Source organism: Salinirubellus salinus, assembly GCF_025231485.1.
Lineage (GTDB): Archaea > Halobacteriota > Halobacteria > Halobacteriales > Haloarculaceae > Salinirubellus > Salinirubellus salinus.
This window is the reverse complement of the sequence record NZ_CP104003.1, coordinates 1,875,854-1,890,040: the sequence shown is the minus strand read 5'-3', so window position 1 is coordinate 1,890,040 and position 14,187 is coordinate 1,875,854. Positions and strand designations below refer to the sequence as shown.

General features: G+C 54.0%; 12 protein-coding genes. 9 read left to right on the top strand and 3 right to left on the bottom strand.

Annotated features, from left to right (window positions below):
• Positions 1-231: 231 nt before the first annotated feature.
• Together N0B31_RS10285 and N0B31_RS22725 are read right to left on the bottom strand one after the other, a co-directional pair.
• Positions 232-3,675, bottom strand: a complete 3,444-nt coding sequence (locus N0B31_RS10285) for an Eco57I restriction-modification methylase domain-containing protein (protein ID WP_260643777.1) — start codon at positions 3,673-3,675, stop codon at positions 232-234.
• Entirely contained in the window at positions 3,668-4,315 is a 648-nt protein-coding gene (locus tag N0B31_RS22725) for a PD-(D/E)XK family putative nuclease (protein ID WP_380627521.1), read from the bottom strand. Before N0B31_RS22725 ends, N0B31_RS10285 begins: the two co-directional genes overlap by 8 nt.
• Before the next feature lie 455 nt (positions 4,316-4,770).
• Between N0B31_RS22725 and N0B31_RS10280 the strand changes: the two genes are divergently transcribed.
• Both N0B31_RS10280 and N0B31_RS10275 read left to right on the top strand, forming a co-directional pair.
• A complete protein-coding gene (locus N0B31_RS10280; protein WP_260643776.1) occupies positions 4,771-5,547 on the top strand; it encodes a hypothetical protein in 777 nt (258 codons plus the stop codon).
• Between the two features lie 33 nt (positions 5,548-5,580).
• A complete protein-coding gene (locus N0B31_RS10275) occupies positions 5,581-5,997 on the top strand; it encodes a hypothetical protein (RefSeq protein WP_260643775.1) in 417 nt (138 codons plus the stop codon).
• Between the two features lie 252 nt (positions 5,998-6,249).
• Here the strand turns inward: N0B31_RS10275 and N0B31_RS10270 are convergent, their stop codons facing one another.
• A complete protein-coding gene (locus tag N0B31_RS10270) occupies positions 6,250-6,513 on the bottom strand; it encodes a hypothetical protein (RefSeq protein WP_260643774.1) in 264 nt (87 codons plus the stop codon).
• Between the two features lie 234 nt (positions 6,514-6,747).
• Between N0B31_RS10270 and N0B31_RS10265 the strand changes: the two genes are divergently transcribed.
• The 7 genes from N0B31_RS10265 (at position 6,748) to N0B31_RS10235 (ending at position 13,992) form a co-directional block, all read left to right on the top strand.
• On the top strand, positions 6,748-7,503 hold the full coding sequence (locus N0B31_RS10265; RefSeq protein WP_260643773.1) for a recombinase family protein: 756 nt from the start codon (positions 6,748-6,750) through the stop codon (positions 7,501-7,503).
• A 527-nt stretch (positions 7,504-8,030) separates the two neighbouring features.
• Positions 8,031-8,510, top strand: a complete 480-nt coding sequence (locus N0B31_RS10260; protein ID WP_260643772.1) for a hypothetical protein — start codon at positions 8,031-8,033, stop codon at positions 8,508-8,510.
• A gap of 97 nt (positions 8,511-8,607) precedes the next feature.
• A complete protein-coding gene (locus tag N0B31_RS10255; RefSeq protein ID WP_260643771.1) occupies positions 8,608-8,856 on the top strand; it encodes a hypothetical protein in 249 nt (82 codons plus the stop codon).
• Positions 8,857-8,925: 69 nt separating this feature from the next.
• Positions 8,926-9,243 carry a hypothetical protein gene (locus N0B31_RS10250; protein WP_260643770.1) on the top strand — a complete coding sequence of 106 codons (318 nt, stop codon included), beginning with the start codon at positions 8,926-8,928 and terminating at the stop codon, positions 9,241-9,243.
• A 425-nt stretch (positions 9,244-9,668) separates the two neighbouring features.
• Positions 9,669-10,661, top strand: coding sequence for a hypothetical protein (locus tag N0B31_RS10245; RefSeq protein WP_260643769.1), 993 nt, complete (start codon positions 9,669-9,671; stop codon positions 10,659-10,661).
• The gene (locus N0B31_RS10240; protein ID WP_260643768.1) at positions 10,658-12,505 is read left to right on the top strand and encodes a hypothetical protein; all 1,848 of its coding nucleotides are present in this window, start codon (positions 10,658-10,660) and stop codon (positions 12,503-12,505) included. Before N0B31_RS10245 ends, N0B31_RS10240 begins: the two co-directional genes overlap by 4 nt.
• A complete protein-coding gene (locus N0B31_RS10235) occupies positions 12,502-13,992 on the top strand; it encodes a hypothetical protein (protein ID WP_260643767.1) in 1,491 nt (496 codons plus the stop codon). The genes N0B31_RS10240 and N0B31_RS10235 overlap by 4 nt, the downstream gene beginning before the upstream one ends.
• The last annotated feature ends 195 nt before the right edge of the window (positions 13,993-14,187 follow it).

Genomic DNA, 14,187 nt, shown 5'->3' with positions numbered 1-14,187 from the left:
GCTCCGATACTTAAGTTATTTGAGGAGTGTGTGAGGAGTGGTGTTCCTCGCTTCTGTGTTCTTACAGGGTTTTCTAACGGGGTGTAAGACTGTATTTATTGACGTTCCCGGGTTTGACTTCAAATTTATAGGGTTTTTGAAGTGTTGTTTGAGGCTCAGGTTTGAAGTTCAAATTTTGACGGTCAGTATTTGATGGGTGAGAAAGTGTACGCTGAGTGAGTAAAGAAGGGTTTAGTATTCGCTGAGTTCGGTGGAGCCGGTGGAGCGACGCCCGTACTGAGAGTTGTAGTTTTGCACGTATTCGAGTTGGTCTTCGGTGGTATCGTAGATTTGGCTCAGAAGCTCGTCGGCCTCATCGATAAGGGGTTTGACCGCAGGCATGTCGAACTGGTCACGGGTGCCACCAGCGTGAACGTCTTCCATTCGGGTCCAGACACGGTCAGCTACGTCCAGTATTTCGTCTTCGTACTCGCGTAATTCTTCGACGGGTGGGATTGGGAAGCGTCGAATGTGGCCGGTGTTGAGGTGTCGGAAGTCTGCGTACGCGATCCAGTAGACGTAGAACAGGGACGAGTTCACGATGAGGAACACGGTCTGCTGCTCAAGCTCGGTGTCGAAGTAGAGTTCTTCGATTGTGGTCACGTCACCGTGAATGTTTTCGGGAACGGCGTTGAGCCAGTAGCCGCCACCACGGCGTCGGTACACCGGGTAGTCGGTTTCGGTGTCGGACTCGGTCTCTCCGATGATGAGATCGGAGTGTGACTCCAGAGATTCGAGCATTCCTTTCACTTCTTCGTCTCCGACTTTCGGGAGGACTTCGTAGCTGCGGTCTGAGCCACCGATTCGTTCGCGGAGTTCGAGTCCTTCAACGGGGAGGTAGGTAATGCCCTCGAACACTTCTTTCCGGTTCTCAACGTCGAACTGGAGGAATTTTGAGGTCTGGATTGTGCCACCGTTTTCAGGGGTTGTTTTTTGTCCGGTCATGATGGCGACGCGGACGATGGCGTTCGGGAATACTTGTTGCGGGCGGTGAGCGAAGCAGGCGATGTCCATTTGTTCGATGTTCTCGCGCACGAAGTCGTGGAGGTCTTGGAGGTTGCTGGAGTAGACGAGACCTAAGGTTGTGATGTTTCCGAAGTGACCGCCGTCGCCGAGTAAGCGTATTTGTCGTTCAACGAACGGGGCTGATACGTCGTTGATGTCACCGGTGGTGTAATGGGAGGCAAGTGTCTTCTCGGAGTCTCGCATAATGTCGCCGTACGGGGGATTTCCGAGTACGATGTCGAACTCGATTGTGTGGCCGTTCCCGTCTTCTTGTTCTTTGGCGACTTCGGGGAATTCGACGATCCAATGAAAGGGGTCACCGAGAATGTTGTCGAGGTCATACTGTAGGGGTTGGCGTTCGACTTCTTCGAACCAGTAGTTCCCTTCAATGAGTTCGGTGAGTTCGTCGGTGATTTGTTCGGTGATTTCGGCGTGTGACTGTGTTGCTTTCCCGTCCCGTAAGTTGTCGTGACGGCGTTCGATGTTGAGTCGTGCAGAGTAGGTGTGTGCGCTGAATCCGAGACTGCTCAGTCGTTCTTTTTCCGAGTCAGAAAATGCTTCTTCGTCGTCACGCTTCAGTTTCACAGAGGTGATTGTTGGGTGGAGAGTGCTTCCGTTCACACCGTTGAGTAATTCTGCCCACTCGTTCGCGGTCTCGACTGAGGTGTCTACGGTTTGGGTGAGTCGTTGTAGATACTCTTCATCAAGCTCGTCTCTTAGCTCTTCTAACCGGTTGAGAACGTCTTGCTTCTCTACATCAGGGTTTTCTTGCTTGTACTGCTTTCTGACCTCTACGAGTTCGTCGAGTCTATCATCCCAGACTGATACCGAAGTCTGACCGGTCTGTTCTGTGGGTAAGCCGATTAGGCTGTTCCCAGACACGACGTTGAGTTCGATGTTTGGAAGGCGTCCAAAGGATTCGTCCCAGTCGTCCTCAACTATTTTGAGCCACACGCGCAGGCGGGCGATCTCGACACCGATGGGGTCCACGTCGACGCCGAAGATGCTGTTAAGTGCGAGTTCGCGCTTGGATTCGTACTCGGTTTCTGGGTCCGGGTCTTCGCCACGGTTCAGGCCGCGCAGCAGGCCGCGTCTGATGCGCTGTATCTCTTCCATGACGGTGGTGAGGAAGTGACCAGACCCGCAGGCAGGGTCTACGACTCGGAGGTCTCCGAGCCGGTCATAGGCACGACGAGTTCCGTCTGCGTCACCGAACCATCCTTCTCCGTCTTCTACACGGCGGAGTATTTCACCGAGTTCGAGGTCTTCCATTCGTCCGCGAACGGTGTCGTCATAGTCTTCGGCGTACGAGTCAATGATTACATCGCGGGCTTTCGGGTCTACGACTTGTTGAGTGATTAGCTCGGTTACGTCACCCGGCGTGTAGTATGCGCCGATGTCTTTCTGTGTCCCGAACTCACCCCCGATATGGTTGATTGTTCGCTCGAATACAGACCCGAGAATACTGGGGTCAATGGTTCCGTCTGGGTCACTCAGTCTGTGGCCTTCGATTAAGTTGCGGATGATGTCAGGGAGTGTTCTGTCTTCCAGTTGGTAGCGTTCCTCATCGTCTATATTTGGACGAAACAGACCACCGTTCAAGTACGGTATTTGTTCGAACCATCCGCTCTGATGCTTTGATTCGCGTTCTGGGACTTCCTTGTTGAACAGATCGTAAAACAGCGGTTTGATTTGGGTGTCGTAGAAGTTACCGGTGAAGTCCTCAGACTCGTATGAGCGAACTCTCCCGATAAGGGTTTCTGGTGGTATGACTTCCTTCTTTTCGAGGAATTTGATGAACAGGAGGCGGTTCATAAGAGTGATCGCGAACTTCCGTTCATCGTGCTCGTTCGCTCCTCGTGGGGAGCGAATGTCGTCCATTAGGCAAGTGGGTTCGTCGTGCTCATCGGATTCGCCGAACAGGTACTCAATGTAGAGTTGGTAGAACTCTTCAACGTCGGCCTCTCGACTGTCTCGGAGTTCGATGGGTGCGGTCTGAGAGGTGTAGTGTTGGAAGGCGTCGTGCTCGAATAATTCGACGAACTCTTCGATGGTTCCGTCGATGTCTGGTTCCGTGAGCGTACTGGTCTCAATGTACCGTTTGTTCAGGGCTATCTGCCGAAGCAACTCTCTCAGTTCGACTGTTTTGATGCGTGGGAAGCTTGTCCGGTCACCGGATTGCTCAACTTTGTAGAGCCACCACGTGAATCCGTCCGTAGCGATAGCGTAATCCGCGCCGATGGAACGCCGGTCAAGATATTGGAGGGTTTCCTTGTGCGCGTTCTGGATGTTGTTGAACGGTTTGTTCTCACCGATTGTGTACTCGTCAATGGTGTCGAGTTCGAAGTCGGGCCATACGATGTCCCGTTCGTCTTCGGCGTGACTTCCGCCACCGTAGGGTTGTTCGGTGTACGCTAACCCCATGATTTCGAGTAGAGGATAGATTAGGTTGTTTTCAGCGTAGGTTTCGGGTTTGCTCCCGAGATCGCTGGATTGTAAGTCGTCTTTATCACCGCTCAGGACGGCTTCAAGGTCTCGGAGGGAGAGTTGTTCGTTCAGTCCGTCAACACAGTCGGTGAGTATTTCTTTGACCTCTTCGCCAAGTGGGGAGAGTGAGTCTGTTTCAGACATATGATGAGCCTCGGATTAATCTGGACTGGTTGCGGGAGCATGATAAAGGTGTACGAGAGAGTCGTCGTCTGAGCTTGGTGGCCGTGAGGGATGCTCTTTTACACCGGCCAAAGGTTGGGTGAGTTGTCCGGTTCCAGTTCAGCTCTAGTAGTTCGTCGAGACGGTGGGCGGATATGGGGCGATGCCATGGAACAACATAGACGCCGGGTTGGGGTTGTCGGTACATCGTGAACAAGTAGTATCCGTTGAAGAGTCGCAGGGAGTCGTGCTGATGCTTGTATAGTTCGTAGGTTCCGTGAGGGTCTTTTGCGGCTTTCTGTTCTACGTCTACGAGATCACCGGCTGTTACTGAGTCGTGGAAGCGTGTGTTCTGCTTGCGTAGGTTGTAGATGATTCTGCCGTAGTATTCGAGATCGATTCCGGGCCGCCCGCTCGGTGCTTCTTCTCCGTCGCTGCGTTCTACTTGGAGGGTGTCCGGGTGACGTTGGTACTGTTGAAGAACGTATTTGTGGTGGGTATCGAGCCAGTCGGTGTAGACGTAACGGTTGGTGGGTTTGGCGGCTTGGGATTCGGTGTAAGAGGTCCAGTTCGACTCGGGGTTGATGCGTTCGGTTTCTACGGAGGTGTGTGGGTGTGGCATAGTCTTATCAAACAAGTCGGTGTGTGGTTACTTTATTCACGAGTTCCGGGGGTGGAAGTCGGAGTTCTGAGATTCTTACCAAACACGTGGGAACCGCACAACAGCGTGGGTGTTAATAAGTCTGATACCTGATTTATTAGTACAGTATGGAAGTTTGTCCGTCGTGTGGCCGTCCGCTGGAGGATGAGGATTGCCACCGTTTGAACTGGAACGACTTCGACTCCAAGTTCGAAGTCGTGTGTGTCGCGTAAGCCTGTGAACCGTGGGTTCACGGCTGCGGTCTTGGGGTGGGTCTCGCGCTCGAAATCGGGTGTTTGTTCTTTCGTGTTTTTCTAAAACCGGGTAAGAAGGTGTTCTGTGCCGGGAATTATTCGGGTTGACTACCGGGGGTTGAAGCGTGTATTTTCTCTTGTAGAGACCCAGAGAGTCAAGCAGGTGGGACTAACAGCAGTAGTATGGACGATTCTATCGTCAAGTGGATACGTGGGTTTGTTGTTGAGAAAGGACGGTTACCAAGCTCAGTCGATTACGAGCACGCTCACGGGGACCTTCTCGACGACGACATACTGACCGGTTGGGACGAATACCTTGTGGAAGCTGAAGTTCTCGACGCTGAACGAGCGAATGGTGTTGATTCGTCAGACCTGATCTTCTTCATCATTGACTACGTTGAACGGGAAAACTCAACACCAACTCTTAACGAGCTTTTGGGTGCTTTGAACGGGTCTGAGGAGCAGTTGGATCGTGTTGGTGAAGCGTTTGTTCATCGTTACGGTTCGTGGTTTGGGTCATTGGACGCTGCCGGGATAACGTCGAAGCGTGAGCCGGATGTGGACGGGAATGAGATCGTTACCGATGTCAGGCGTGTGAACCGGGTTGTTGGTGGTGGTACGGTGAGCACACCTGAGTATATCGAGTACGGAGCGTATGCGGTGGGTACGGCAGAAAGTGTTCTTGGGGTGTCGTCGTGGGGTGGGGTTCTTGATGAGGCGGGGTTGGAGCAGTCAACAGATTACCCGGGTGAGGGGTATTCTGAGCAGGAACTTATCTCGGAATTGTGGCGTGTGTATGAACTTAAACGGGATTACGGGATGGATGACCCAGTACCGAAAACAGCGGATTTGAAGGGACCGGATAGATTGACGAACGCGGAAGTTGAGACGTTCATTCGGAAGTTTGGTAGTTTGGCTGAGTCACTCGAAGCGGCAGGGATTCCGCAGGACGGGGAGTGACGTAAAAGGGTTGACACCTGATTTACAGGTGATATGAGCGATTTTAGAGAATGGGTTGAGGCCTTGGATACCAGTCACGTGCGTCTGTGGGAGGATGATGGGGATGGGAATTACCATGAGGTGCTGGACGAGATGCCGCTGAAGTATGAGGAGATGGTTGACGAGATCGCTGAGAACAGCATGTATGACCGGGATACCGCGTCCGAGATTGTGTTGTCTGTGGCCGGATTGGTGTCACTCTCACACTCGGTTCTGTATGAGATGTTGAACTGGCGGTTATTGGTGGATGATGCGATTAAAGCCGATGAGTACGAGCGCATCGATCACTACACGTATCTCGGATTCGAAGTGTTTGACCCGTTGGTTGAGTACCGTGAATATTCTGAGGAGGTGATGGAGAATATTCAGGAGCAGGATGAGCATCTTTCCGTGGGTGATTCAGATGAGTGAGCGGACGGTGTGGGAGAAGCATTTTGGTGAACAACCTAATCGGAACGTGTTCTCAGACCCGACGGAGAAAGCGGTGCGGTGTGCGGTGTGTGGCCGTGCTGTTGAGCGGGATGTGGCGGATTGGCAGTTCTTCGGCGACGACGTGGATAGTACGTGGGTGTGCCCGCGCTCACGGTGTGAAGACAAGCGTGATGCGTTCTTGCGGGCGGACGACGCTGGACGTATTGGTGACATTGTGCGCTCGTTGGCGCTTTATGAGGAGCCGGAGTGGCGGTCCTGATTGTCGGTCCAGTTCTTGATTTCGCGGTAGGGGTCTATGGTGACTTCACGTTCGACTACTTCGTCACATGCCTCACAGACTGCTTGTATTCGTAGTGTTTTGGAAGCAGTCAGTTTCATGACTTCATTGAACACGGTTGTTCCGGGTGGGCCGTCGACGCTTAGTTCGTTGAGTTGGCCGTCACATTTGGGGCAGGTCAGAACCATGTGTTCGGTGTCGTTCTCGATCTCCTTCATTCACGAGTTCCGGGGGTGGAAGTCGGAGTTCTGAGATTCTTACCAAACACGGGTTACAGCTCCACCTGTTCCGTGTTCGGTAAACGTTGCTTTTCCGATAGGATACCTGATTTTCCAGTAAGGGGGTGTGAGCGATTGGGCAACAGCTTACAGAACTGCAAACGACTACCGTGGTTTATTACAGTCTCTGGTGGTAAGCTACCCGACTCAAACTCACTCCTGAACTCGAAAATCATGACAGAAGACACCAAAGAATACGCGACATACATTCGCCGCTCAACAGCAGAACAAGAAGAACAACACCAACGAGACGACATCGAAGAATGGCTCAACCAACGCGAACTCGACTTCGGTGACGTGGCCATTTACGCAGACCAAGCCTCCGGCGCGTCGGCCAGTCGCTCAGACTTCCAGCAACTCATCGACGAGATCGAGAACGACGACTACACCGACGTAATCGTCTGGGAAATTAGTCGGATTGCCCGACGCGGACTGCTCGCACAACAGTTCTTCGACGTGTGTGAAGACCACGCCGTGACTATCCACGTCGTTAATGGGTCTGTGCGTACGATTGAACCCGATGGTCACGGAAGACTCATCGCGGACATCATCGCGGCAGTCGCCGCTGAAGAACGTCGCTCACTAATTCGCCGTACCCGCGCAGGGCTTCGTCGCGCCCGAAAAGAGGGGAAGTGGCTTGGGCAAGTTCCTGCTGGATTCGTTCGAGTCGAAGGTTATCTCGCACCGAACATGTCCCCGGATTACGACGATGGAGAGACAGGGTTCGTCGATATGTGTGATGCCATCGAACGTATCGATGATGGGGATTCGTATCGGTCTGTTGCTCGTGACACGCGAAACGTCACTCGGCAGACGTTGATGAACATCTGGAAAGACGATGAGCGCCGTGACTGGTATCTGGACCGTGAAGCCGATGATGGCCGTGTATCGGAAGCACTCGAAGAAGTGACCGTGGGTGATGGGGAGTGAGGTGTTCGTTTTGTGAGAAGGAACTACCGTTGATGATTTACGCTGTAACGCGGCGCTCTGCGTCGAACAGACCAGTATCACGGGATGCGTTTTGTTCCGTGGAGTGTGCTTCTGAATCCGTCACGGAGAACAGTATGGACTCTCTCGGCATCTGTCACAGTATCTCGGTTACGTACATTTCTCAGAGTAAAGTCTCTCTGAGGTAGTTCCGAGAAGACCGATGCCGGGGTAATGATCCCCGGCGCCGCAAAAACCACAACAACAATCCTATTCTGGTGAGCTTGGTGGCGGTTTGCATTTGCACCGCCGGTTCGGGTTTGAGCTTGTGATTGGGATTCCTTCTCCGTAGGGTGAACTTGTAGGGTGGCATCCGGTGACTCCCGGACGCATCCTAACATACTCGTGGTTGATACTTAACGGCCGGTCCGGGGCTGCTCGGGCTGCCTGCAGATGTTGGGAACCCGGTTACAACGGCCTTGCGTAAGCGGGCAAGGTATAAGTTAATCAAACATCTATATTATGATAGGATGAGTCAAAAGACAAACTCCAAAGACGAAGAACCGCAAACAATTGAAATCTCACTCTCCGCGCTCCGTGAAGCGTTCCGACAAAAATGGGATAACCCACACAAGTACGGGCGCTACGAGGACTTGGCGAAGTACGTGACGTGGTGCGACGACAACCCGGCAGAGACGGTTAAACTCACCACACAAGAAACCGGTCTTCACACGCGTGGCTGGACTCGGATTCGTATCGATAACTTAGTCCAGACGCGTAAACTCCCAACTCACTTTTCGCACGGTGTTCGCTGGGACGAAGCCCGTCAAGCGACTCTTGAACACGGTTCTGAAGACCCTGAAGACGACGATTTTGAAGCCGTTGTTCGTGAGGGTATGGAGATGGCACGAGACGAAGCATGGTACACGATTAAGCAGAATCTCGTGACGACTCCGCGTGGATGGCCTACGTGCGACGAAATCCGCTTCGAGTACGTGGACGACGAATAAACCCGGTTTCAGGTGTTCTATCTATATTTTAGCTCGGGCCGGAATGGCCCACAACACAACTATGACGACTCAAATTCAGCAGAAAGTCAAGACGACTATGGAAGCGTTCGACGACGAGATCGGCTCGTACGCGAAAGACGAAGTGACGGTTTATGACTCATCGATTGGTATGATGTACACTAACCCGGAAACCAAAATTCACGTGTTTGTGAGCGTGCGAACTGATGGTTCGGCGGCGATGGTGTATTTAGACGACTGGGGTGCGGGTGAGCAAGTTCATCTGCATTATTCGTCCGAGGTAATCGCGTTGATGTCGGCGCGTCACCTCATTCTCCACAGACTCTAATCCGGTTCAGTAGGCGCTTTACTTCCGTTTTTCCAGCTTCTTATCTTGTTTGACACCGTAGTTACGACTATGCAACAGATTGATGTCCCAAGCCGGGCTGCCTTCGCGCTTGAACGCGCAGTCGTGGATGCAGTTCAGGAACGAGCAGAAGACTATGAACCCGACACAGTTGCCCGAACGGCTACCGCGATTGGTGACTACGTTGGTCATGAAAGAACACCGCCGTCGGAACTGCCTGATGAACTCGTGCTTCTATTCTCAGGGTACGCGTCTTCTGGATTGAGGGAAGGCGCGACAGAATCCGAGGTTCAGATGCTGATGTACGCGTTAGCGTTGTACGTGTCTCACCGTGGGTTTGACGGAATCGATGATGCGCCCGTGTATTGATTCAGTTTATCGGAGAGTCGTTTAAACGGCCTGATACCTGATTTTCAACTGTATTAGTATGTCTCAAAGAGTGAATAGCCGCAGCAAACACGTCCTGTATCATGGATTAGGACGCTACGATATTGTTTGCGATGAGTGCTACACAGTTCGTACTGAGCCGCTTACAGCGGCGAGTGCGGACGCTCACGGCCTTGAAGATCGTATCGAACACGAGAAACAACAGGCACAAGTCTGTCAGAAATGTGGGTCCCGTCTTCGGGGTGATTCTGAATGATGAGCGCGGTAGTGACTGGTCTCACAATTAGCGGGTTACTGGCCGGGTTCGTCGTCATGAGCGTGGGAGTGTTCATCGCTCTTGTCGGGTTTGCGATGCTGGCCGAGTATTCGGATCATCGCCGCCACCACAAACGAACGGGTGATTCGGAATGAGTCTGCTTGATAAACTACCGGTCACGTTCGGGAGTGGTGACGGGTCTGACACCGATCCGCACTCGTGGGATGACCCATCAAAACCCGGGCTGATTGAGCGTCTGAAACCGTCAACGCCACGCAGAGCCGCGATTACAGGGGTCCTCATCACGCTCGTTCTCGGATTCGGGCTGTACACGTCCCAACTCTTTCCGACGACACCGCTCTTGGCGGTTACGTTCGGGATTGCGGCGGTGATTATGGCGTTCCAGAAAGGCCGGGAAAGCGCGTTCAACCGAATCCGTGAGTTGGATTGGAGTATCTTGTTCACGGGTGAAACTGCAAGCGTCAGGTACGGTGAAGCCGACTCTGCCGCTGAGGTAGAGGTGAACGCTGACGGCCCTGACGAAGACGGGTTCGTGTTTGAACCGGGTACGAGCGTCAATGTTCGCGGTGAACTCGACAAGTTACGTATCCGTGACGTGTTCGGGAGTAAGCGGGACATCAGAGCCAAACTGCATCGAAGTGGTGACTCTGGTGATGCCCCGGCTCGTGACTACCTCCCGGGTGGCCGCACCGCTGTTGTGCGGACAGACACGCTTGGTGACCTGTACGTCACATTAACTGACGGTCTGGAAACGCGGCCTACAAGCCGTGACATAGACCGTGAAGCCACGTACCCGTCCCTAATCCCGCGTAAAATGGTGGGTAACATCCGGGCCGATTACTCGGTGATGACCGATGTGCAGATGCCTGAGTTGATGCGGAAGTATCAGAAGCAGCAGGCTCGTTCGGAAGAGCTTGCGAAGGACGTTGATGAGCAGATGTACCGGCGCTTGGACGTGGCTCTCCGCTTGATGCAGTCAGCGGGACTGAGCCGTGAGCAGGCGGTTCAGCAAGCGGCCCGCGTCGACGGGGAACGCCCCGGTTCGATGCCGTCAGATACGGTGGAGTCGTTCGACGAAGAGGTTTCAGAACAGTTCGATGAACAAACAGGTGATAAATCATGAATCATGTAGCAAAAGCATTTCTCGCTTTTATTCTCGTCTTCTCAGCGGTGTCAATGCCGATGGGGATGGCAGTCGCACAGCAAGCAAATCAAACACAAGCGGCGCAACTGGACATCCGGCAGCCGCACTACGTCAGTAGCCAAGTCCAAACCACGCAATCCCAGAACGGGACAATATACGAGGTTCGTGGTCCGGTGCAATACATAGAACCGACTAATTTCGACTCCAGTCGCGTACTCGGTGTTCAAGTTGAACAAGACGGTGCCAGCGTCCGTTATGACCCTGACATCGGTCAGTACGTTCTCGACAGCAGCGGTCAGTCTGGGACGTACACGATCCGGTGGACGGTCCGCCAATCCGTCGGCGATGTCAACGTCACGAGTGAACCCAACAAGAAATGGATTCTGTGGGCTACTCAGCAGTCTCCAGACACGCTGAGTGATGAACAGATTGATGCGGTCAATAACTGGGGGCGGCAGTCCAGCAACGTCAATAACATGACTGACACCGAAGCCCGGCAACTCGCTGAATGGCAAGAATGGGCATTAGTGGGCGAGTCACCGCCGTGGACGCAGAATAATAGCACGTCCCCGGTTGGTGTCGTGGAAAAGCCCGCCAACGTGCAAGTGGATGGTGGCCCACAAACCACCACATACGTCGGCAGAGTCCGCGTATCGGGTGCTGACCTCGCACACGTCCCGGCGTCTGAGTACGAGGAGACAACGAACGCCAGTCAGCATTGGGAGACTCTTGTCGTCCAACCCCTGTCTGATTACGCGACAGAGCAAGAGATTGTGGACACGTGGATTGAGCGCGGTGTCGCATGGATTAAGTTCATCATCAGTCCGTTGTCGGCGCTTACAGGCACGATTCTCACGCTTCTCGTGACCCTGTTTTTCACGCCGGGTGGCCTCGCCGTGTTAGCGGTCATGGCCGGTGTTCCTGTGACTCTGCTCATGGTTGCGCTCGTCCGCAACAAGGAACTTAGGGAGAAACTCGGTGAAGCCGACTCGATTGAAGAAGCACGTTCTGTCGTGCGCCAAGAGTTGGCCCGTCAGATGCTTCGCCAAGAGGGCTTAACCGAAGGACCGGGGCTTACGGAGCGGATGGCCGCCCCCGTTCGTCAGAACCTCGGAGACAACTTGTTCACCGTCACCGACACTCTCGGAGCGGCGATGACACCAGCCAGTCTGAAGCAGATTATGCTGGCACCAGTCATCCAGTCCGGTGATTACGTCATGGATTACGTCACGGACGACACCGGTGACGTGCTGACCGCTGACATTCAGGACGAAGCCACCGCTCAAGACCCTGACCCTGACCACACACGTGTACGGGTGAAGGATGCGCCATCCGAAGCGTACGGCGCACTCAATCTTGACGACATTCCCCGGAAACCGATGCGTGAAGGTGTGCGAGCGCACAAACTGCCGTCTGTTCCCGGGGCCGAATACGAGTCACTCTCGCAGATGGTGCAAGACCATGCTGACGAGACTGGTGTCGACGTGCAACACGTGTACGATGAAGATATCAGCCTGTACGCTGACGCGATTGCTGACGTTCTGGAGTACGTGGCGTCGTCAGATTACGCTCGTGAAGATGGTTCGGCTAACCCGTCCCGTTTCCTTCTGAACGCGTTGTACGGGATGCTGGCCGCGTCGAGTGAGCAGTTCGAGGCTCAGTACCTGTCTGCGTACAAGGATGCGATGCTGTACGCTTCAGAGTCCCTGAAGCCGGAAGATGGTCTCGGTAGAAAAATGAAGCGCGTTAAGCAGGATGGTATCAACACGTCCACCCAGCGGGCTGACTGGGATTACGCTGATGATGGCGGTGATTCCGAATGATGCCGCCTCTTCAGTCCGTTCTCGGGCTTGAATACTCTGAAGTGTTTGCGCTGGTTCTCGGCCTTGTCGGGATGCTTCTCGTGCTTCTCATGAGCGTGGGTATCCCTCGGAAAGTGTTGGACACCGAACGCAGACTGCAGGAGGCCGTTGTCAACAGTCAACTGGTCAGTTGGAGTGGTTGGAAGACCGTCGTTTACACGCCGGATGAAGCCAGTCCTGAACGGATTAAGCGACTGGCTCGCGGTGAGGAAGAAGTTGAGTCACCGTCAGCGGTCCGGGGCATCAAGCAGACTATCGGCGCCGGTATCCCATCACTTTCGGGGCTGTCGCGTAAGTTCGCACTTGAGGCCATCCTGACGGCTGTGTTCGGTTACCTCGCTGTTGTCGGTGTCGTCACGTTCGACATCGGCTTCAACACCGATACAGGTGTCACACTCGGTCAGGTGCTGGACACCGTTCTCTCGATAGCGACGAGTATCCCGTTTGTGGACACTGTGTTCGCACTCGTACTGGCCGTGTACGTGTCGGTGGCATCATGGATTTACGGCCTTTGGTGGCTAATCGCGCTCGTGTTGGTTGCCGCAGCAGTCATGCTGTACGAATACGAGGAGGAATTGAGCGAGCGGGAGCAGCTCGTGTTGAAACTCATAGCGGTTGTTCCCATCCCGTTCATTCTCGTGTACGTCATCGGGTCTCTGGACGCACTCCAGAAACTGCTCGATGTCGTGACGGCCACCACGGTTCGTCAAGTAGTCGCACTACTCGCTGTCGGTGTCATTGTCGGTGTCGTCATTGTTCGTGGCATCCGTAGCGTCCCCGACGTTCAAGCCCGTGTGAGTGAGTACGGTGCCCGTGCATCGATTACGGCACTTGCTCGTGCTGGTGTGAAACCAGTTGCGACTGTCGTCATCATCGCGTCAGTTGCTGGTGTGGGCGCAATCATTGGGTTCCCGCTCGTGTACGGTGTCGGTGCTGGTGTCGTTCTGGCGCTGGTGTACCGTGTCGTGTACGGGCTATACTCACGGGTGAGGTTCCGTCAAGCACGTTCAAGCGAAGACCGGAGTCGTCCCCGGTCAAGCGTCGTTGTGGAAGCCGGGAAAATCGAGGACGCTGACGGTGAGACGCTTTGGGTTGTGTCGGTGCAGGGCGAGCGATTGATGTCCGACGACTTGGATGAAGTAGCAGTCGACGCCGCTAACACCACAGGCGAGTTGCTCCGTGAGGGAACGCGCCGCCCAACGCTGTCACGGTATCACTATCAGGCCGCGACAGAAGGAACAGTCAGCCGCGAAGAAGCAATGAAAGAACTCAGGCAGACAATCCGCTCCGATCTACGCGATGGTGTCGACGGTGGAGCGCCACGAAAACGGGTTCACGAGTACCTGAGCGCGGAGTACCCGCAACCATTCGGAGACCGAGTGTTGAAGAAGTTGGTGTACGATGAGGGCGTCATCGAACCGGCTGGAGACGAGTACCGACTCGTCTAATTTGTCTGTGTCTTTGTCTACCCGAATAATCACGTGATGGCGTCGGGTTGTCTATGAGTCTATGAAGGCTGTAAGGTAACCTACCCAACTATACACGCGCACGGGGGAGTGTGCGCCCGAATCAAGCTTCTAGATATATTTCTTCGAGCACACCCACCCACAGACACACGCCCGGCTGCCTGCGCGTACGCGAAG